This window comes from Pseudomonas reactans (assembly GCF_013385825.1).
In the GTDB taxonomy this organism is placed as follows: Bacteria; Pseudomonadota; Gammaproteobacteria; order Pseudomonadales; family Pseudomonadaceae; genus Aquipseudomonas; species Aquipseudomonas reactans.
Window position 1 is genome coordinate 19227 of record NZ_JACAPG010000015.1, and the last position, 20334, is coordinate 39560.

The following is a 20334-nucleotide window of genomic DNA, read 5'->3' on the forward strand; positions in this document are numbered from 1 at the left end:
CATCGTGTTCACAGCCTTCGACATCTGTCAGCGTCGGATGACGCCAAACCTGCTGCAATGCTGCGCAGCGCGTGTATCTGCGGCATGTCGGCAGAGCGGCAGGTTTGAATGGCTGTGTAACGTCAGTCTTGCTGGATACAGTGGCTTACATTCAAGCCAGGTTCAGCACCACGTCGATGTTGCCACGCACCGCTTTGGAGTACGGGCACGTCTGGTGGGCGCTTTCAATCAGCGCCAACGCCACATGGCGCTCCAGCCCCGGCAGGCTGATGTTCAGGCGTGCCCGCAGGAAGTACGCATCGCCCTCCAGGCACAAGTCGACTTCAGCATCGATGGCCACGTCAGCCGGCAGGTCAACCTTCAATGTGCGCGCCGCCAACCCCAGAGCGCCGTCGAAGCAAGCCGACCAGCCGGCAGCGAACAGTTGCTCGGGGTTGGTGCCGCTGCCTTTGGAACCTGGCAGTGAATGAAGGATGTCCAGCCGCCCGTCGTCACTGCGCGAGGTGCCCCCGTCGCGCGCACCGGTGGTATGGACTTTAGCGGTATAGAGTACTTTTTTGGCGGTCATGGCAGAGCTCCGGGAAACTGAGGAATGCGCACTCGGGGTGCGCGGCTCAATCAGAACAGAACACGTGCCCGCCATCGATAACACGATGGTATCGTTCGCCTGCCCGCCAGCGTGGGCATGCGACACCTAAGTATGATGGGCGAACAGCCGCCCACAGGGCATTCTCTGCGCACGGCGCCTGTCACTAGAGAACCGGTATGTCGAACGAATTCGATCGCGTCGTCGATGCACTGCCTGGGGTGGCATTCACCGCGTTGGCGGATGGCAACGTCGACTACGTCAACCAAGGCTGGTGCACCTACACCGGACGCAGTGCCAGCGCGGCCGTCGGATGTGGATGGCAGGCGGCCGTGCACCCGGATGACCTGCAGGGCACGGTCAACGCATGGCGCGAAGCCGTTCGCAGTGGCGAGCCCTATCGCAAGGAACTGCGCCTGCAGCAGGCGGACGGTGCCTACCGCTGGTTCGTCAGTGACGGCAAGCCGATGCGCGACAGCCAGGGCCGGATCCTTCGCTGGTGGGTGATCAGCGTGGACATCAACGAGCAAAAGCGCGACAAAGCCTTGATCGCCCATGCACTGGCCGAAGTCAGCGCCTCGCAAGACCGCCTCAGCAACATCATCAATGCCATTCCCGGATTTGTCTGGAGCGCGGAGCCGGATGGCAGTGTCGGTTTCGTCAACCAGCGTTGGTGCGACTACACCGGCATGAGCCTGGACGAAGCGCGCGGCATTGGCTGGGCGCGCTCGGTCCACCCCGACGATGCCCAGCCACTGGCGCGATACTGGGGCGCCTTACTGCAGGCTGGCGAAGCCGGAGAATACGAGGCACGGCTGCGTCGCTTCGACGGCGACTATCGCTGGTTCCTGGTGCGGGCGGTGCCGCAACGGGACGAATGGGGCGCGGTCGTGCGCTGGTACGGAGAAAACACGGATATCGAAGACCGTAAACGCGCCGAAATGCTGGCGGCCAGCATCGCTATCGAACGTCAATTATCGGAAGAAACCCTGAGCAAGGTCCGCTCGGAGCTGGCGCACCTGGCACGCGTGGCGAGCCTGAGCACTGTGACCGCCTCGATCGCCCACGAAGTCAATCAGCCGTTGGCAGGCATCATCACCAATGCCAGCACCTGCCTGCGCATGCTGGGCGCCGACCCACCAAATGTCGCCGGTGCCCTGGAGACCGCGCGGCGTACCATCCGCGATGGCAATCGCGCCGCCGAGGTGATCAACCGCCTGCGTGCGCTGTTTTCGAAAAAGTGCATCACCCTCGAACCGGTCGACTTGAACGAAGCGGCGCGAGAGGTCATCGCCATGCTGTTGGGTGAACTGCAGCGCAATGACGTGAAACTGCACCCGGCATTTGCCGACGCCCTGCCCGGCGTCAAGGCCGACCGCGTGCAGCTGCAACAAGTGATCCTCAACTTGATCCTCAATGCCATTGAGGCGATGAACACCATGACGGGGCGTTCGCGGCACCTGCATGTCACCACTGGCCTGGACGAACACCAGGGTGTCTACCTTGCCGTAAAGGACAACGGCAACGGTTTCGACCCGCAGGATGTCGAGCGCCTGTTCCAGGCGTTCTACACCACCAAGGCCACCGGGATGGGGATAGGTCTGTCCATCAGCCGCTCCATTATCGAGCGCCATGATGGCGTCTTGTCGGCCACCGCCCATAGCGGGCTTGGGGCGACCTTCCAATTTGCCCTGCCCCGCATGACCGACCAGGACGCCGACTCGACCAAGGAGGGAATCTGATGGAACAGCCTGTACTCATAGCGGTTGTCGATGATGACGAATCGGTGCGCGAATCCCTGCCGGACCTGCTCCGGGAATTCGGTTTTGCGGTCGAGGCGTTTTCCTCGGCGCCAGCGTTCCTGTCATCGCCCCATGTGACGGGTACGCGCTGCCTGATCCTGGATGTGGCGATGCCAGGCATGTCCGGCCCGGAACTGCACGCCACCCTCCAACTGCGCGGCCACGGCATTCCGGTGATCTTTATCACTGCCCATGGCGATGCCGGCGACCGGCTGAAACTGATGCGCACCGGCGTGGTGGACTGCCTGATGAAGCCGTTCAGCGAAGCGCAATTGCTCAAAGCGCTGAGCGCGGCCTTTCCAGTCGACTGAACCGCTCCAGCAGGGAGCTATCTTGAAGGAGCTATCATGATGTACTCGACTCACCCCATCGCCCATGCACGCAGAGCCGCGCCGATGACCGACACCCAGCCGATCGTATTCGTTGTCGATGACGATGTTTCCGTGCGCGAATCCCTGGAGTTGCTGATACGGTTCGCCCAGTGGCAACCCCGACTGTTCGAGTCGGCCCAGGCGTTTCTGAGCCAGCCGCGTACAGACGTGCCCACTTGCCTGGTGCTGGACATCAACCTGCCCGACCTGAACGGCCTGGACCTGCAAGCCGCCATCGCCAACGAACGCCCGGACACGCCGATTATTTTCATCACGGGCTACGGCGACATCCCCCTGACGGTGCGCGCCATGAAGGCCGGCGCGGTGGAGTTTCTGACCAAGCCGTTCAATGACGACGTGCTATTGACCGCGATTGCCGGTGCTCTCGAAAAGAGCCGCACCCTGCTCGATCAACACGATCAGTTGCGCGTCGTGCGTGCGGCCTACGCCACCTTGACGCCACGGGAGCAGGAAGTGATGACAAGGGTGGTCGCGGGGCATATGAACAAAGTCATCGCTGCCGACCTGGCGATCAGTGAGATCACGGTCAAGGCCCATCGTGGTAAAGCGATGCGCAAAATGAAGGCCCGCTCGTTGGCGGACCTGGTCAAGATGGCGGCTTTGCTGGCAAAGCCGCTGCATTGAGTCACTGAGGGGCCTTGGCCTCGTTCAACAGTGTCTGGATCATCTGCTCCTGAGCCTCATAACGACCTTCGCCGAAGTGGGTGTAACGCACTTGCCCCTTGGCGTCGATCAGGTAATGGGCGGGCCAGTACTGGTTGTCGAAGTTGCGCCAGATCGCGTAGTTGTTGTCGATGGCCACCGGGTAGGTGATGCCCAGCTTGCGCACCTGGTCCTTGACGTTGCCGATGATGCGCTCATAACCGTATTCCGGGGTGTGCACGCCGATCACCACCAGGCCGTCCTTCTCGTACTGCTTCGCCCATTGCTTCACATACGGCAGCGTGTGCTGGCAGTTGATGCAGTCATAGGTCCAGAAGTCCACCAGCACCACTTTGCCTTTCAAGGATTCGCGGGTGAGTTCGGGTGAATTGAGCCACTCGACCGCGCCGGCCAGCGACGGCATGGCGCCCTTGGCATTGTCCTGCGCCGGGGCGGCCTTGACCTTGCTCACCACGTAATCCACCACTTTGGGTACGTTTTCGAGTACGCCTTTTTCCAGGCTGCTGACGCCTTCGGACGAAGTGCCGGCGAGTAAGGTCTTGTCGGCGCCGGTGGAGATCACTACCGCTGCCGCCAATACCGCCACCCCTGCCCCACGGCGCAGCCAACCGGTCACAGGAATCGAGGTTTTGAGTCGATTGACCAAACCGCGTCCGGCAAAGATCAGGGTGCCCAGCGATAAGGCGCTGCCCAGGCCGTAGGCCACCAGCAACAAGCTGGTCTGCGCATTCGCGCCTTGCAACATCGCGCTGGTCAGGATCACCCCCAGGATCGGTCCGGCGCACGGCGCCCACAGCAGGCCTGTGGCGACGCCGATCAAGACCGACTTCAACGGGCCGGACAGCGTGCGGCTGTCAGGATCGATACGGTTGCCCAACAACACGAAGGGTCGCGCCAGCCAGCCGCCGACCCGCGCCGAGATCAGCGACAGCGCAAACAGCGCCATCACGATCAGCGCCACATGGCGGCCGGTGTTATTGGCCTGTATCACCCACTCCGTGCTGACCACGGCCAGGCTGGAGATCAGTGCGAAGGTCAGGACCATGCCGCCGAGGGTCAGCAGGATCGAACGGCGGGTGCGGTCGACGCCGGCGAACAGAAACGGCACCACCGGCAGGATACAAGGGCTGAGGACGGTCAGGATGCCGCCCAGGAATGCGATGAGTAGCATGAGGTTCACCTTATCGAGTGGGAAGACGGCTTCACGCCGTCTGGTGGTCCAGCGCCTGGCCGAGCGGTGTGCGGCGGCTGCCGTCCTCCACCAGCAGGTCATGGCCGGCGGCGTGTTGCACCGGGGTCAGCTGGAAGCAGGTGCTGGCGGCGCAGCTGTTTTTCTCCACGGCGGCGTTGGCGTGCACGGCAGTGCCGGCAAGGGCAAAGGCGGTGGCGGTCAAAAAGCGGGTCAGCGGGTTCATGGCGGTCTTCCTGTGGCAAACAATGGGAGGGGACAGCGGGACTCAGTTATCGCCAACGCAACCGTCGCCGAACTTGAGGTAATCCAGCACCTGGGTCTTGTTGTGGGAGTCCAGGTAGGTCATGCGCGCATTCACCACGCCGCAGGCGGGTTTGGAGTCCTGGCTCATCGACACCACTTGCTTGATGTCCAGGTGGGTGCCGTAGTTGTAGGTTTGCGCGGTCGTCGCGGCTTCGGCGCGGGCCGACAAGGTGCAGATGTTCAGGGCGGCAAACAGGCAGGCGGCGTAGATGGCTTTGGTGTTCATGGCGGTTGACTCCAGGTTTTCAGGGTTGGAGGCGGTGTGTGCCTCGTTGGAATCAATTAAAAGCCCCTGAGGTATCGCGCCTGTGTCGGAAAACCGCGCGGATAAATCGATACGTATCCACAGCCCCTGCCGATACACAGCGATACAAAAAGCCCAAAGGACGACCTGGATCAATAAACCGCCCTCGCCGCTCGGCTACCTTCGCGACCTTTTGCGACCCGTGCCCATGCCTCCCATCCTCGCTCCCGAACTGCTCGCCCCCGCCGGCACCCTGAAAAACATGCGCTACGCCTTTGCCTATGGCGCCGATGCGGTCTACGCCGGCCAGCCGCGCTACAGCCTGCGGGTGCGCAACAACGAGTTCGACCACGCCAACCTGGCCCTCGGCATCCAGGAAGCCCACGCCTTGGGCAAGCGCTTTTATGTGGTGGTGAACATCGCGCCGCACAACGCCAAGCTGAAGACCTTCCTCAAGGACCTGGCGCCGGTGATCGCCATGGGCCCGGACGCGCTGATCATGTCCGACCCTGGGCTGATCATGCTGGTGCGCCGGCATTTCCCCCAGATGCCGATCCATCTGTCGGTGCAAGCCAACACGGTGAACTGGGCCAGCGTGGAGTTCTGGCAACAGCAAGGGATCTGTCGGGTGATCCTGTCGCGGGAATTGTCGCTGGAAGAGATCGATGAGATCCGCCAGCAGGTGCCGGCCATGGAGCTGGAAGTGTTTGTGCACGGTGCGTTGTGCATGGCCTATTCCGGACGTTGCCTGCTCTCGGGTTACATGAACAAGCGCGACGCCAACCAGGGCACATGCACCAATGCTTGTCGCTGGAAATACCAGGCCACCCCGGCGGTGGAAAACGCCACGGGGGATATCGTCCAGCAATATCAGGCTACCCTGGGCATTGGCGCACCCACCGATCAGGTGTTCCTGATGCAAGAGGCCAACCGCCCCGATGAGCAGATGCCCGCCTTCGAGGACGAACACGGCACCTACATCATGAACGCCAAGGACCTGCGCGCCGTGCAGCATGTGGAGCGCCTGACCCGGATGGGCGTGCACTCATTGAAGATCGAAGGCCGCACCAAGTCGCACTTCTACTGCGCGCGCACCACCCAGGTGTACCGTCAGGCCATCGATGATGCGGTGGCCGGTCGCGCCTTCGACCGCACCTTGATGACCGACCTCGAATCCCTGGCCCAGCGCGGCTACACCGAAGGTTTCCTGCGTCGCCATGTGCACGATGAATACCAGAATTACCAGAACGGTAGCTCCGTGTCGGAACGCCAGCAGTTCGTCGGCGAACTGACCGGCGAACGCCGGAGCGAGCTGGCCGAGGTCAAGGTGAAGAACCGCTTCGCCGTGGGCAATCACCTGGAATTGATGACCCCCGCCGGCAACTTCCACTTCGACCTGGCCACCTTGAACAACACCAAAGGCGACCCCATCGACGTCGCGCCGGGGGACGGGCACACCGTCTACCTGCCACTCCCCGCCGAGATGGACCTGCGCTTTGGCCTGCTGATGCGCGACCTCTGATAGAGCGCCGGGCAAATTAATCCCGGCCTCCACCCTTTCTCCACACAGCCTCCCGCAAACGTCCATGCGCATTGCGCACACTCAACCCTTCCCAGCCTTGAACAGCAACGGCACCAGAAGGAGTTGATATGTCTTTCAATATTGGCCTTAGCGGTCTCCACGCCGCCAACAAACAGATGGACGTGACGGGCAACAATATCGCCAACGTCGCGACCACCGGTTTCAAGGCATCCCGGGCAGAGTTCGCGGACATCTATGCCGCCACGAAACTGGGCACCGGCCAGAACACCATCGGCAACGGTGTGAACCTGGCAGCGGTGTCCCAACGGTTCACCCAGGGTGACGTCAATACCACCGGCGGCACCTTGGACATGGGCATACAGGGCGGTGGTTTCTTCGTACAGAAGACCCGAGACGGCTCGCTGGAGTACACCCGCAGCGGCGCCTTCCGTGCCGACAAGGACGGCTACATCACCAACAATACCGGCACCTCGCGCCTGCAAGGCTTCGCAGCGGATGCCAACGGCAAGATCGCCAAGGGCGGCCTGGTCGACCTGCAATTGAACCTGGCCAGCCTGCCGCCCAAGGCCTCCACCAAAGTCGACTCGACCAGCAACCTGAATGCATCGGTGCCGGCTATCAACCAGGCCGCCAAGCCGTTCAACCCGAACGACACCAGCACCTTCAGCACCCAGTACAGCACCACGTTGTATGACTCCCAGGGCAACGCGCACCCGATGGTGCAATACCTGGTGAAAACCGACGGCAACACGTGGAACGCCTACACCCTCATCGACGGGCGCAACCCGAACGGCTCTGCGCCCACCGGCACACCTTCCACCCCGCCCGTGCCGTCGACATTGACCTTCGACGGTGCCGGCAAGCTCACCAGCGTCGTGACCGCCGGCGTGTCCGACAAGACCCTGACCGTTGCCGGCTGGGTCCCCGGCACGGTGACCAACGGCGTGTGGAAGGCAAACGGTGCAGACACCCACCCGGCAGGTATCGCCGTCAACTTGGCTAACATCACCCAATACAACTCGGCCACTTACCGCAATCCACCGATCACCGATGGCTACGCTACCGGCCAGATCACCGGCCTGAAAATCGACGGCAGCGGTGTTCTGTTCGCCACCTTCAGCAACCAGCAGAGCAAGGCCATCGGCCAGATTTCCCTCGCCAGCTTCAACAACGAACAGGGCCTGCAACCGGCTGGCGGAACCGCCTGGAGAGAGACGTTCGCCTCGGGTCAACCGGGTTACGACACTCCGCAAGCCGGCACTCTGGGCTCAATCAAGGCCAACGCGCTGGAGAACTCCAACGTCAACCTGACCAACGAGCTGGTCGAGCTGATCAAGGCCCAGAGCAACTACCAGGCGAACGCGAAAACCATCTCGACCGAAAGCACGATCATGAAGACGTTGATCCAGATGACGTGACACCGCTAACGCGTCGCTGCGCAGAACCGGTGAATCGCCGCGCAAGCCTGGCGCAACGAATCGTCATCCAGCGCATAGGCGATCCGCAGGTACGGCGCCAGGCCGAACGCGCTGCCGTGCACCACGGCCACGCTGGCTTCGTCGAGCAAGGCGTGGGCGACATCCTCGTCTGTCTCCAGCAAGGTGCCGGCGGCCGTGGTGCGCCCCAGTAGTCCGGCGCAAGAGGCAAAGGCGTAGAACGCGCCGCTTGGGCGGATGCATTCCAATCCAGGCGTGGCGTTGAGCAGGGACACGACCAAGTCGCGGCGCGTCTCGAAGACCGCCCTTGATTGGTGGATAAAGTCCTGTGGCCCGTTCAAGGCAGCAATGGCGGCATGCTGGGAAATCGCGCTGGCCCCCGAGGTCTGCTGGCCCTGGAGTTTCTCCATGGCCTCCAGCAGCCAGCGCGGGCCGGTGGCAAAGCCGATGCGCCAGCCGGTCATGGCGTAGGCCTTGGAGACGCCGTTCATGGTCAGCACCCGAGGCGCCAAACGCGGCTCTACCTGGGCCAAGGTGTGGAAGGCCTGGCCGTCGAACAGCAGATGCTCGTAGATATCATCCGCCAGCACCAGCACATGGGGATGCTTGAGCAACACGTCGGCCAGCGCCTGCAATTGCGGGCGATTGTAGACGGCGCCCGTCGGGTTGGACGGTGAGTTGAGGATCAGCCAGCGGGTGCTGGGGGTGATCGCCTGATCGAGTGCGGCCGGGGTCAGTTTGAAGCCGTCCTCGGCGCTGCACGGCACAATCTTCGACGTGCCGCCGCACAGCTCGACCATTTCCGGGTAACTGACCCAGTACGGCGCGGGCACGATCACTTCGTCGCCGTCGTTCAGGGTGGCGGCGAGTGCGTTGTAGATCACGTGCTTGCCGCCGTTGCTGACAAGGGTGTCTTGCCAGGTCACGTCCAGGCCGTTTTCGCGACGGAATTTCTCCGCCACCGCTGCGCGCAGGGCCCGCACGCCAGCGACCTGGGTGTAGCGCGTATGGCCGTTGCGGATCGCCTCGATGCCGGCCTGGCGAATGTGCTCCGGCGTATCGAAGTCTGGCTCTCCAGCGCACAACGAAATGATGGTTGCGCCTACGGCCCGGCGCGCGGCGACGCGGTCGATGATGCGGTAGGTGGCGGACGGTTGCGCCTGGGCCAGGCGCTTGTTCAGGGTATTCATGAGCCCTTCCTCTGCAAGGTGTGATACCCCAGGGATTCACGGGCCTGCTTCAACGTCTTGCCTGCCTCGATCTGTGCGCGGATCTGCGACTCCACCGCTTCGATCTGCCGTGCGACCTGCGCCACTTCAGCGGCACGAGCGCGGGGCACCACCAGCACGCCGTTGGCGTCGGCCACTACGATGTCCCGGGCACACACGCGGGTTTCGCTGATCGCCACAGGCTGGTTCACCGACAGCACTTCGACGCGGTCCTTGCCGGTACGCATGTAGCGGCCTCGGCTGAACATCGGGTAGCCATCGCCCAGGGCTTTGCTGACGTCGCGGCACACGCCGTCGATCACCGTGGCGGCAATCCCGCGCGCGCCGGCGTACTGGGTCATGATGTCGCCCCACACTGTGCAGTCGGTGCGCCCGGCGTTGGCGATGACCACCACATCCCCTGGCAGCACGTCTTCGATGAAGTCGCCCACCGAGCCCGGCGGCGTGTTGGCCGGTACGTATTGCACGGTAAACGCCGGACCGACCACAGTGCCACGGTAGTTATCCAGCGGCGCGATGCCCAGGCATTGGCCGGGGATGCCCAGCTTGTCCATGGCATCCGAGACGCCAGGGGTGTCCAGCCCTTCGAACAGGGCAACCAAGTGTTGATCGTTCATCGGGCAGACTCCACGTGGATGGCTTCGAATTGGCTGTCGTGCATCACATCGGCGACCGAGCGGCCACTGCGCACCGCGTCGACCATGCCCGCTTCACGGGCGGCGATGCGCTCGCCCAGGTCGAGCACCTGCTCGATCACCGCAGCCGGGATGAACACCGTGCCGCAGCGGTCGGCGATCACGAAGTCATCTTGCGAGACGTCAACACCGCCGACGTTGAGGGTGACGCCGGCGTCCACCTGCACCACGCGGTTACGCGCGCTGATCATGGTCACGCCACGGCCATACACCGGATAACCAATGGACGCGGTGCCGTCGATGTCACGGCTGAAACCGTCGATCACCGAACCTCGGATGTGCTTGGCGACGGCGGCGTTGGCGATGATGTCGCCCCAGCAGGAAATGCCATCGATGCCGCCCGCAATCACCAGCACGCGGTCATGCGTGGTAATGGCGTCGATCACCGGAGAAATAAGATGCGCCGTGGGCGCGTCGTCGGTCTTGGGGGCCAGTTTGACCGTGCTGGCCCGGCCGACCACTTTGGGACAGTCCCACAGCGGACGGATGCCGACCACCGCGCCCGGCAGTTGCAGGAAATCCAGTGCGTCGGAAACCGTATTGGTATCGAGTTCAGCCAGGCGCTGAAGCGAGTCGACAAGTGACATGAGATGAGCCCCTGTTGTGGTTGGGGCTCAAGTCTCACTGAGGGGCGGTGATAGGTATATTCGTATTAACGTTAGGCAAACATACGCTTTACCTATGAATTATCAGATCCGGAACTGGCCGACCAACTGCCCCAGGCGCTGGCCCAGATCCGCCAGGCTGCGGGACGTCTGGGCGCCCAGTTGGGTCTCATCGGCCACGCTGTCCACCGCCACGGCAATCTGATGCACGCTGCGGTTGATCTCTTCGGCCACGGCGGTCTGCTCCTCGGCGGCGCTGGCAATCTGGGCGTTCATCGAATTGATGGTGCCGATCAACTGGGCCATGGTGTCCAAAGACGCCCCGGCTTCGTTGGCCTGGGCCGAGGTGCCGTCGCCAGCATCGCTGGAACGGCGCATGGCCTCCACCGCAGCCTCGGTGCCTTTTTGCAGGCGGTCGATCATGCCCTGGATTTCCTGGGTACTGGTCTGAGTACGGCTGGCCAGGGCGCGCACTTCGTCGGCGACCACTGCAAATCCACGTCCGGCTTCCCCTGCCCGCGCCGCTTCGATGGCGGCGTTGAGCGCCAGCAGGTTGGTCTGCTCGGCGATGGAGCGGATCACGCTGAGTACACTGACAATGGAAGCCACATCCTGCTGCAGACTGTCGAGGGATACGCCGCTGCTACGGATATCGTTCACCAACGCATGGATCTGCGCGATGCTGCCGTCCACCACGCGTTTGGCAGCCTGGCCTTCGGCGTCAGTCTGCTGGGCCGCGACCGAGGCGCCCTGGGCACTGCGCGCCACTTCGTGCGCGGCCGAGGACATCTGGTTGATCGCAGTGGCGACCTGATCGGTCTCATGGCGCTGGCGTTCCATGGCCTGTTCGGAGCGCTGGGCCTGGTCGGAGACCTGGCTGACCAGGCCGGTGAGTTGGCTGGTCATCTCGGTGATCTGGCGCACCAGGCCGTGGATCTTGTCGACAAACCGGTTGAACGCGCCCGCCAGGTCACCCAGTTCATCCTGGCTGGTGATGGCCAGGCGGCGGGTCAAGTCACCTTCGCCGGCCGCAATGTCGTCAAGGTTGGCTTTCATCAGGTGCAGCGGACGCAGGATGGCATTGGCCAGCAACATGCCCACGGCCGCGATCACCAACAGCACCACCACCGCCACGCCGAGAATGCTCAGCAGCACGCCCTCCATGCGCTTCTGCACCTTGGCTTCGACCACCGCCACCTGGGCTTCGATGCCATCCAGGTTCACCGAGGTGCCGATGACCATGTCCCATTTCGGCAGGTATTCGGTGTAGCCGAGCTTGGGCACCAGTTCGGTCTGGCCGGGCTGGGTCGAGCTGTATTGCAGGTAGTGAGTGCCGTCCTTGCCGACCTTGACCAGGTCACGGTTGACGTACACGCCATTGGGGTCGCGGTTGTCCTTGAAGCTCTTGCCCACGCCGTCGGGGCTGTTGCCCTTGAACAGGCGGATGGTCTCGGAGTCGTAGCCGAAGAAATAACCGTCCTTGCCGTAGCTGGTGTTCGACAGGAGCTTGACCACTTGGGCGCGGGCGGCGGTATCGCCGGGGGCCGCCGCGTCGTAGAGCGGCTTGATGGTGGTCATGGCCACCTCGACATAACTTTGCAGCGTGGCCTTGGCGTCGTTGAGCAGGCGCTGGCGGGTTTCATCCACCTCGTTGCGCGCCTGCCCCTGCAGGATCCACACGGTGGTCAGGCTGATGACCACGGCAAACAGCAACACCGGCACTACGGCGAGGGACAGGACTTTGGCCTTGAGGCTCAGACGCATGGCTTTTCTCTCTCTTATTCGTGGCGACTTGAGAGGTTATCGACCAGTTGCGAAATACCTGTAGGAGCCGGCTTGGCGATAGTGGTCTCGCGGACGCCATCGCCGGCAAGCCGGCTCCTACAGGTTGGGGGATGTCAAAGGGTCATGGCGGCCAGCCAGCCGAAGGCCAGCAGAGGGATGTTGTAGTGCAAGAACGTCGGTACCACCGTGTCCCAGATATGGTGGTGCTGACCGTCGACATTCAGGCCGGAGGTCGGGCCGAGGGTAGAGTCCGAGGCCGGCGAACCGGCATCACCCAGGGCACCGGCCGTGCCGACGATGCACACGATGGCCACCGGGCTGAAGCCCAGTTGCACGCACAGCGGCACAAAAATCGCGGCCAGGATCGGCACCGTGGAGAACGACGAGCCGATGCCCATGGTCACCAACAGGCCCACCAGCAACATCAACAACGCGCCGACGCCACGGTTATGCCCGATGAACGCGGCCGAGGTTTCCACCAGCGAGCGCACATCACCCGTGGCCTTGAGCACTTCGGCAAAGCCTGACGAGGCGATCATGATGAAGCCGATCATGGCCATCATCTTCATGCCTTCGGTGAACAGGTCGTCGGTGTCGCGCCAGCGCACGATGCCCGACACCGAGAAAATCAGGAACCCGGCCAGGGCGCCGATGATCATCGAGTCCAGCCACAGCTGGATGATGAACGCCGAGGCAATCGCCAGGCCGGCCACCAGCAGGGTCAGCGGGTTGTATTGCACCGCCACTTGCTCGACGCGCTCGATTTTCTCCAGGTCGTACACGCGCTTCTTGCGGTAGCTGATAAACACCGCCACCAGCAAGCCCACCACCATGCCCAGGGCTGGCAGGCTCATGGCGTGGGTGACGTTGACCTGGCTGATGTCCACCCCGCTTTTGGCCACGTTGGCCAGCAGGATCTGGTTGAGGAAGATATTGCCGAAGCCTACCGGCAAGAACATGTAGGGCGTGATCAGGCCGAAGGTCATCACGCAGGCGATCAGGCGGCGATCCAGTTGCAGCTTGGTCAGCACGTACAGCAGCGGCGGCACCAGCAACGGAATAAACGCGATATGAATCGGCAGGATGTTCTGCGAGGCAATCGCCACCACCCACAACAGGCCGATCAGCAGCCATTTGACATGGCTACCGCCGTTGGCTTCCTGGCGGTCCACCAGCAGCAGCGCCTTGTCAGCCAGAGCGTGGGCCAGGCCGGATTTGGCGATCGCCACGGCGAAAGCGCCAAGCAAGGCGTAGGACAATGCCACGGTCGCACCACCGCCCAAGCCGCCGTTGAAGGCCTTGAGCGTGGCGTCGATGCCCAGGCCACCGGTCAAGCCACCCACCAGGGCGCCGACAATGATGGCGATGACCACATGCACGCGGGACAAACTGAGCACCAGCATGGTGCCGACCGCGGCAATGACTGCGTTAATCATGGTTACCTCAAGCAGAAAAACTTAAAAAACAGGCATGCCCGCGCCCAGGCGGCCATAGGGTGGCAGCCAGCGTGCAGGCTTGAAGGAGGTCTTATTAGAGGGCGCGCACTTTGCCGGACGCAGGTTCACATGTCAAAAAACCTGTGGCGAGCGAGCTTGCTCGCGCTGGGCTGCGTAGCGGCCCCAAAAAAGGCGGGAGCGCTACGCACTCCAGCGCGAGCAAGCTCGCTCGCCACAGAAGCAGGTTTAAATTGACTGTTTGAATAAAGAAAACTCCAGAACCGCCGATATAGAGCCTCTATGTGTTTTCAGGTAAGGATGTACCGATGTCGCTTAGACAGCTCTCCATTCAATGGAAAATCACCCTGCTCGCTGGCCTCTGCCTGCTGGGAATCGTGACCCTGCTGGTGGGTCTGTCGTTGTATCGCATGGAGCAGAGTTCGCAGCAGGTCAAGGCATCCAGCATGCAGATGCTGGATGAGGCCGCCCAGGCGCGCATCGAGGCCCAAGGCGAAGTGCAGGCATTGGGTATTCGTCGCCAATTCATGGACGCCTATCAGTACGGCCATGGTTTTTCCCGCCAGGTGCTGTTTTTGCGTGAGCAGGCCGAGAAGCGCTTTCTCGATGCCTTCGACACCCGCGAAGACCTGACCCGCCAGGTCAAGGCTGCGTTGCAGGCCAACCCGGATTTGCTCGGCCTGTCCCTGGTGTTCGAAGCCAACGCCCTGGACGGCAAGGATGAGCTGTTCGCCGGCCAGGCCGAGTTGGGCAGTAACGACAAAGGCCGCTTCGCCCTGTACTGGTCGCAACCGACACCCGGCAAGCTGGAGTCGATGGCACTGCCGGAAAGCGACATGTCCGACACCAGCGTCGGTCCCAGCGGTGAAAAGGCCAACGCCTGGTTCACCTGCCCACGCACCACGCTCAAGCCGTGCGTGATCGAACCGTATTTCTACAGAATCAACGGGCAAAACGTGCTGATGACCAGCATCGTCTTCCCGTTGATGGTCAACGGCAAAGTCATCGCCTCGCTGTCGGTAGACATCAACCTCAACAGCCTGCAGGCCGTGAGCCAACAGGCCAGCCACAAGCTGTACGACGGCCAGACCCAGGTCAGCATCCTCAGCCCCACCGGTTTGCTCGCCGGCTACAGCCCGGACGCGAGCAAGCTCAGCCAACGCTTGGACCAGGTCGATACCGCCAACGGTGCGCAATTGATCGGCGCCCTGGCCAGCAGCACGCAAATCCGTAGCCTGCGGACTGACCACCAACTGAAGGTACTGGCACCGTTCGCGCCAATCCCGGACGGCAAGTCCTGGGGCGTGTTGCTCGATGTGCCGGAGAAAGTCCTGGTCGGCCCTGCTGAAGCGCTGAAAGCACAGATGGACGCCGATAACACCCGTGGCACCTTGCTGGAACTGGGCCTAGGCCTGCTGGCTGCGGTGGTCGGCTTGATCCTGGTGTGGTTGATGGCACGCAGCGTGACCCGCCCGATCCTCGGCGTGGCCCGCATGCTGGAAGACATCGCCAGCGGTGAAGGCGACCTCACCCGCCGCCTGGCCTACGACAAACAGGACGAACTGGGCCAGTTGGCCGGCTGGTTCAATCGCTTCCTCGACAAGCTGCAACCGATCATTGCCGAGGTAAAACGCTCGGTGCAGGACGCCCGTGGCACTGCGGATCAATCCGCTGCGATTGCCACTGAAACCAGCGCCGGCATGGAACAGCAATACCGCCAGGTCGACCAGGTGGCCACCGCGTCCCATGAGATGAGTGCCACGGCCCAAGACGTGGCGCGCAGCGCTGCCCAGGCGGCACAAGCCGCCCGCGACGCCGACCAGGCCACCCGTGATGGCTTGAAGGTGATCGACCACACCACGCGTAATATCGGGGAGTTGGCGGCGGACATGAGCACGGCCATGACCCAGGTCGAAGGCCTGGCCGCCAATAGCGAAAAAATCGGTTCGGTGCTCGAAGTGATTCGCGGCATTGCCGAGCAGACCAACTTGCTAGCCCTTAACGCCGCCATCGAAGCCGCCCGCGCCGGTGAGGCCGGCCGTGGCTTTGCGGTGGTGGCGGACGAAGTGCGCAACCTGGCGCAACGCACCCAGGAATCGGTTGAAGAAACCCGCGTGGTCATCGAGCACCTGCAAAGCGGCACCGAAGAGGTGGTCGGCGCCATGGGCAACAGCTATCGCCAGGCCCAGGGCAGTGTCGAGCAGGTTGGGCAAGCCGTGACGGCCTTGCGCCAGATTGGCGACGCCGTGACGGTGATCAGCGACATGAACCTGCAAATCGCCAGCGCCGCCGAAGAACAAAGCGCCGTGGCCGAGGAGATCAACAGCAATGTGGCGACCATTCGCGATGTGACCGAGTCGCTGTCGGAGCAGGCGAATGAATCGGCACGGGTGAGCCAGGCGTTGAACAGCCTGGCGAACCAGCAGCAGGGCTTGATGGATCAGTTCAGGGTGTGATCAGACCCTTGTCGGAGCGACAGGCTTACCCCTGACGCTTCGGCAATTCGATCAACACTTTCAGCCCGCCCAACTCGCTTTCCTGCAACTGCAACCCCCCGCCCCACACCTCGACGATGTCCCGCACGATCCCCAACCCCAGGCCATGGCCATCGATCTGTTCATCCAGGCGCGTGCCCCGGCTGAACACCTGATCACGTTGGGGTTCAGGAATGCCGGGGCCATCATCTTCCACCGCCAACAAGTAGCTGTGCTCGGCCTCGGTGACGCTCAAGCGCACCTCGGCATCCGCCCATTTGCAGGCGTTATCCAAGAGATTGCCGAGCAGCTCCAACAGGTCTTCTCGGTCCCAGGGCAGTTGCAGGCCGGGCGCAGCGTGGTAGCTCAGGTCCAGGTGTTCGCCGTGGATCATGTTGAGGGTGGCAAGCAGGCCGGGCAGTTCTTTTTCGCAATCAAACAGCGCACCCGGCAGGGTTTCCCCGGCCAGGCGCGCGCGGTTGAGCTCACGGTTGAGGCGTTGTTGCACCTGCTCCAACTGATCGCGCAACAGCTTGCTCAGTTCGGGACGATCCTTCAGCGCCTCGCTCGACGCGGCGCTCAACAGCACCGCCAGCGGAGTCTTGAGGGCATGGCCGAGGTTGCCCAGGGCATTGCGCGAACGCTTGAGGCTGTCTTCGGTGTGAGCCAGCAGGTGGTTGATCTGCGCCACCAGCGGCTCCAGTTCCAGCGGCACCTGGGTGTCGAGCTGTGAACGCTGGCCCTGTTGCAACTGGGCGATCTGGTTGCGCGCGGTTTCCAACGGGCGCAAGGCACGACGCACGGTGATCCGCTGCAGGATCAGCACCAGCAACAACGCCGCCAGCCCGAGCACCAGACCGATCTGACGCATGAGACGGAAACTTTCCCGCACCGGGGTGTAGTCCTGGGCCACGCTGATGGAAATCGGTTGGCCAAAGCGTTTGTAGTCCGAACGCAGCACCAGCAGTTGCTGGCCTTCCGGCCCCAGTTGCAGATTGCCCTTGATTCCGGCTTCGGGCAGGCGCGGCAGTTCCTGATCCCACAGCGAGCGCGAGCGCCAGTGGGTATCGGCAAAGTCGATGCGGAAGTAGTGCCCGGAAAACGGACGCTGATAGGCTGGCGACAGGCGTTGCTCATCCAACTGCACGCCGTTGGGTCCACGCACCAGCGCCACCAACAGGTTTTCGGCATCGTTGCGCAAGCCGGCTTCCAGGTAACGCTGCAAACCGGCTTCAAACAACCACAGGCTGGTTTGTGCCAGCACCATGCCGACGATCACCATCACACTGATCAGCCCCAGGCTCAGGCGTCGCTGGATGGACTTCATGTAGGGCTGGCGCCAAACCGGTAACCCTGGCCGCGCCGGGTTTCGATCACGCTGCGGCCCAATTTGCGGCGCAGGTGGTTGACGTGGACTTCCAGCACATTGGAGTCGCGCTCGGTCTCACCGTCGTACAAATGTTCGGCCAAGTGGCTTTTGGACAGGATCTGTTCGGGGTGCAGCATGAAGTAGCGCAACAGGCGAAATTCGGCGGCGGTCAGTTGGATTTCCGCGCCATCGCGCAGCACGCACTGACGGCCTTCGTCCAGGTGCAGGCCAGCCGCTTGCAAGGTGGGTTGGTTGGCCTGGCCATGGGAGCGGCGCAACAACGCCTGAATGCGCAGGTGCAGTTCCTCGGGGTGAAAGGGTTTGCTCAGGTAATCATCGGCGCCCGCCTTGAGCCCTTCGATGCGCTCGGCCCAGGAGTCACGGGCGGTAAGCACCAGGACCGGGGTGGCCAGCGCAGCAGCGCGCCATTGCGCGAGCACCTCAAGCCCAGGCAGGCCCGGCAAACCGAGGTCGAGGATAATCAGGTCATAGGGTTCGCTGCGCCCCTGGTACGCGGCGTCGCGACCATCGGCGAGCCAGTCGACGGCATAGCCCTGGCGTTGCAGCCCGGCCAGCAGCTCATCGGCCAGGGGGACGTTATCTTCCACCAAGAGCAGGCGCATCAATCTTCCTCGTCTTTGATCAGCACACCGGTGCTGGCGTCCAGCTTGATCTCGCGCACCACGCCTTCGGTGGTCACCAGTTCAACTTCATAGGCATATTGGCCGTGTTTCTTTTCCAGCTCAGCCTCCAGCAGGCGTGAGCCGGGGTAACGCGCCATGGCCTGCTGCAACAGTTGCTCCAGCGGCAGGATCACCCCCTGCTGACGCAGCGCCAAGGCCTCATCCTGATTGAGGTCGCGGGCCGCCAGGCTGGAGCAGAATGCCATGAGCACCAGCGCCACTCGACTGCCGGCGCGTAAATTTACCTTCATTACGTATCCTGATGATTCTTGAGAACCCGCCCGGTGAGCGCGTCCAATTCAACATCCCATTCGATGCCCTGGGCATCCTCCAATTCGACCTCGTAGACGTACTTGCCGTAGGACTCGTCCAGGTCGGTGTCCAGCAGTGTCGAACCGGGGTGCAGGGCCAGGGCCGTGGCTTCCAGTTGATCGAAGGCGACAATAGTAACAGTGGCCGGCACTTTCAGTGGTTTGTCGGGGTCCACGGCTTGGGCCTGGGTCGCCGTGAGGGCGATGATACCGGCAGCAAACAGCGCGGTAAGGCGCTTCATGATAAGTCTCCGTTACAGGATGTTTTCCTACGCCGGTCACCGTACGCGCTGCAACTTAACTGAAACTGAATTGCCACCATGGCAATTCCCTGCAAGGCCTTTTCACACATTCCGCGAGATTTTCTATAATGCCCCGCTCGCTCGAACAGAGACCGGTATGACAGCCATCCACATCAAGTTTCCCGCGCTGACGCTCAAGGCCGGAAAACGCGCCTTTGCCCGCATTCGCGAGCAAGGCCTCACGCCGGCCGACGTCGGCATCCTGCCCGGCGCAGCCGGCGGCCCCAAGGCACTGGGTATCCAGGGATTGGACCTGGCGCTGTTCGGCGACTGGTTACCCCGCGCGCCACGGGAGCGGGCTCTGGTCGGTGCGTCCATCGGCTCCTGGCGGTTTGCCAGCGCGTGCCTGCCCGACCCGGTGCAAGGCCTGCTGGACCTCGGGCGCCTGTACAACGAGCAACGCTTTGCCAAAGGCGTGACCATGGCCGAGGTCAGCCAGAGCTGTCAGCGCATGCTCGACGACTTGCTGGCCGGTCGCGATGCACGGGTGCTCGACAACCCGGACTATCGCCTCAACATCATGGTGGTCAAGAGCCACGGCCTGCTTGCCGATGACCACCGTGGGCGCCTGGGGCTGGGCCTGTCGTCGGTGATCGCCGATAACCTGCGCGGCCGCGCGCGACTGTCTCGACACTTTGAACGGCTGATCATCCACGACCCCCGCCAGGCGCCACCGGTGCATCCCCTGAAGGATTTCCCGTCGCGCTTCCTGGCCCTGGAATTGGGCAACCTACGCCAGGCCCTGCTGGCCTCGGGCTCGATCCCCATGGTGATGCAAGGCGTGCGCGACCTGCCCGGTGCAGGCGCCGGCACCTACCGCGACGGCGGCCTGCTGGACTATCACCTTGACCTGCCCTACCACGGCGACGACATCGTGCTGTACCCGCACTTCACCGATCGGGTCATCCCCGGCTGGTTCGACAAGGGCCTGCCATGGCGACGCAGCAACCCGCAGGGTTTGCAGGATGTATTGCTGCTGGCGCCGTCCAAGGACTACCTCGCCCGCCTGCCCCACGGCAAACTGCCGGATCGCAGCGACTTCAAGCGTTTCATGGGCGACGACCCCAGCCGTAACAAGTACTGGCAGACCGCGATGAGCGAGAGCCAGCGGCTAGGCGATGAGTTTCTGCAACTGGCGGATAACGGCCAATTGGGCGAGAGACTACTGGCCCTGTAGACGCTGACTTACCGCTAACCACGATGCGAAGCGAGCCGCTCTTGATCTTGATCTTGCTTTTGATCTCAGGCGCCCCGTCAAACACGCTG

At 62.8% G+C, this 20334-nt stretch carries 19 protein-coding genes and 3 pseudogenes; 8 read left to right on the forward strand and 14 right to left on the reverse strand.

Annotated elements, in window-relative coordinates; translation table 11 throughout:
• Positions 1–151: 151 nt before the first annotated feature.
• Positions 152–568: an organic hydroperoxide resistance protein gene (locus HX868_RS19575; RefSeq protein ID WP_177004086.1), complete on the reverse strand. Its 417-nt coding sequence runs from the start codon at positions 566–568 to the stop codon at positions 152–154.
• A gap of 197 nt (positions 569–765) precedes the next feature.
• Between HX868_RS19575 and HX868_RS19580 the strand changes: the two genes are divergently transcribed.
• The 3 genes from HX868_RS19580 to HX868_RS19590 are packed head-to-tail and all read left to right on the forward strand — an operon-like array spanning position 766 to position 3404.
• Entirely contained in the window at positions 766–2328 is a 1563-nt protein-coding gene (locus HX868_RS19580) for a PAS domain-containing sensor histidine kinase (RefSeq protein WP_177004087.1), read from the forward strand.
• Positions 2328–2699, forward strand: a complete 372-nt coding sequence (locus tag HX868_RS19585; RefSeq protein WP_177004088.1) for a response regulator transcription factor — start codon at positions 2328–2330, stop codon at positions 2697–2699. The genes HX868_RS19580 and HX868_RS19585 overlap by 1 nt, the downstream gene beginning before the upstream one ends.
• A 39-nt stretch (positions 2700–2738) precedes the next feature.
• Entirely contained in the window at positions 2739–3404 is a 666-nt protein-coding gene (locus HX868_RS19590; protein ID WP_218168747.1) for a response regulator transcription factor, read from the forward strand.
• Position 3405: 1 nt separating this feature from the next.
• Here the strand turns inward: HX868_RS19590 and HX868_RS19595 are convergent, their stop codons facing one another.
• From HX868_RS19595 to HX868_RS19605, 3 genes are read right to left on the reverse strand one after another with little or no spacing between them, the layout of a single operon-like run.
• Positions 3406–4614 (reverse strand): cytochrome c biogenesis protein DipZ, encoded by a 1209-nt coding sequence (locus HX868_RS19595; RefSeq protein WP_177004089.1) that lies wholly within the window; start codon positions 4612–4614, stop codon positions 3406–3408.
• A gap of 31 nt (positions 4615–4645) precedes the next feature.
• A complete protein-coding gene (locus HX868_RS19600; protein ID WP_095015479.1) occupies positions 4646–4858 on the reverse strand; it encodes a hypothetical protein in 213 nt (70 codons plus the stop codon).
• 42 nt (positions 4859–4900) lie between these two features.
• Positions 4901–5164: a DUF2790 domain-containing protein gene (locus tag HX868_RS19605; RefSeq protein ID WP_177004090.1), complete on the reverse strand. Its 264-nt coding sequence runs from the start codon at positions 5162–5164 to the stop codon at positions 4901–4903.
• 226 nt (positions 5165–5390) lie between these two features.
• On the opposite strand from HX868_RS19605, the gene trhP reads away from it, so the two are divergent.
• Both trhP and flgE read left to right on the forward strand, forming a co-directional pair.
• A complete protein-coding gene (trhP, locus tag HX868_RS19610; protein ID WP_177004091.1) occupies positions 5391–6704 on the forward strand; it encodes a prephenate-dependent tRNA uridine(34) hydroxylase TrhP in 1314 nt (437 codons plus the stop codon).
• 128 nt (positions 6705–6832) lie between these two features.
• Positions 6833–8143, forward strand: coding sequence for a flagellar hook protein FlgE (gene flgE, locus HX868_RS19615; protein ID WP_177004092.1), 1311 nt, complete (start codon positions 6833–6835; stop codon positions 8141–8143).
• Positions 8144–8148: 5 nt separating this feature from the next.
• Here flgE and HX868_RS19620 read toward each other — a convergent pair whose 3' ends face one another.
• The 6 genes and pseudogenes from HX868_RS19620 to HX868_RS19640 form a co-directional block, all read right to left on the reverse strand.
• Positions 8149–9351 carry a pyridoxal phosphate-dependent aminotransferase gene (locus HX868_RS19620; protein WP_177004093.1) on the reverse strand — a complete coding sequence of 401 codons (1203 nt, stop codon included), beginning with the start codon at positions 9349–9351 and terminating at the stop codon, positions 8149–8151.
• Positions 9348–10007: an RraA family protein gene (locus HX868_RS19625; protein ID WP_095015474.1), complete on the reverse strand. Its 660-nt coding sequence runs from the start codon at positions 10005–10007 to the stop codon at positions 9348–9350. Before HX868_RS19625 ends, HX868_RS19620 begins: the two co-directional genes overlap by 4 nt.
• The gene (locus HX868_RS19630; RefSeq protein ID WP_177004094.1) at positions 10004–10672 is read right to left on the reverse strand and encodes an RraA family protein; all 669 of its coding nucleotides are present in this window, start codon (positions 10670–10672) and stop codon (positions 10004–10006) included. The genes HX868_RS19625 and HX868_RS19630 overlap by 4 nt, the downstream gene beginning before the upstream one ends.
• A 102-nt stretch (positions 10673–10774) precedes the next feature.
• Complete coding sequence (locus tag HX868_RS31285; protein WP_425504233.1) at positions 10775–11596, reverse strand: methyl-accepting chemotaxis protein; 822 nt, start codon at positions 11594–11596, stop codon at positions 10775–10777.
• Between the two features lie 36 nt (positions 11597–11632).
• Positions 11633–12454, reverse strand: a pseudogene (locus tag HX868_RS31290) (cache domain-containing protein); the annotation flags it as partial.
• Positions 12455–12588: 134 nt separating this feature from the next.
• Positions 12589–13908, reverse strand: a complete 1320-nt coding sequence (locus HX868_RS19640) for a Na+/H+ antiporter family protein (protein WP_163002114.1) — start codon at positions 13906–13908, stop codon at positions 12589–12591.
• A gap of 548 nt (positions 13909–14456) precedes the next feature.
• Between HX868_RS19640 and HX868_RS31295 the strand changes: the two are divergent.
• Together HX868_RS31295 and HX868_RS31300 are read left to right on the forward strand one after the other, a co-directional pair.
• A pseudogene (locus HX868_RS31295) lies at positions 14457–15527 on the forward strand (methyl-accepting chemotaxis protein); the annotation flags it as partial.
• Positions 15528–15797: 270 nt separating this feature from the next.
• Positions 15798–16385: pseudogene (locus HX868_RS31300) on the forward strand (methyl-accepting chemotaxis protein); the annotation flags it as partial.
• Between the two features lie 25 nt (positions 16386–16410).
• On the opposite strand, the gene HX868_RS19650 reads toward HX868_RS31300, so the two are convergent.
• The 4 genes from HX868_RS19650 to HX868_RS19665 are packed head-to-tail and all read right to left on the reverse strand — an operon-like array spanning position 16411 to position 19008.
• Positions 16411–17730, reverse strand: a complete 1320-nt coding sequence (locus HX868_RS19650; RefSeq protein ID WP_177004096.1) for a sensor histidine kinase — start codon at positions 17728–17730, stop codon at positions 16411–16413.
• On the reverse strand, positions 17727–18395 hold the full coding sequence (locus tag HX868_RS19655; protein ID WP_177004097.1) for a response regulator transcription factor: 669 nt from the start codon (positions 18393–18395) through the stop codon (positions 17727–17729). The genes HX868_RS19650 and HX868_RS19655 overlap by 4 nt, the downstream gene beginning before the upstream one ends.
• On the reverse strand, positions 18395–18706 hold the full coding sequence (locus HX868_RS19660) for a PepSY domain-containing protein (protein WP_016980044.1): 312 nt from the start codon (positions 18704–18706) through the stop codon (positions 18395–18397). The genes HX868_RS19655 and HX868_RS19660 overlap by 1 nt, the downstream gene beginning before the upstream one ends.
• A complete protein-coding gene (locus tag HX868_RS19665) occupies positions 18706–19008 on the reverse strand; it encodes a PepSY domain-containing protein (RefSeq protein ID WP_177004098.1) in 303 nt (100 codons plus the stop codon). The genes HX868_RS19660 and HX868_RS19665 overlap by 1 nt, the downstream gene beginning before the upstream one ends.
• Positions 19009–19165: 157 nt before the next feature.
• On the opposite strand from HX868_RS19665, the gene HX868_RS19670 reads away from it, so the two are divergent.
• The gene (locus HX868_RS19670; protein ID WP_177004099.1) at positions 19166–20245 is read left to right on the forward strand and encodes a patatin-like phospholipase domain-containing protein; all 1080 of its coding nucleotides are present in this window, start codon (positions 19166–19168) and stop codon (positions 20243–20245) included.
• Positions 20246–20334 lie beyond the last annotated feature (89 nt).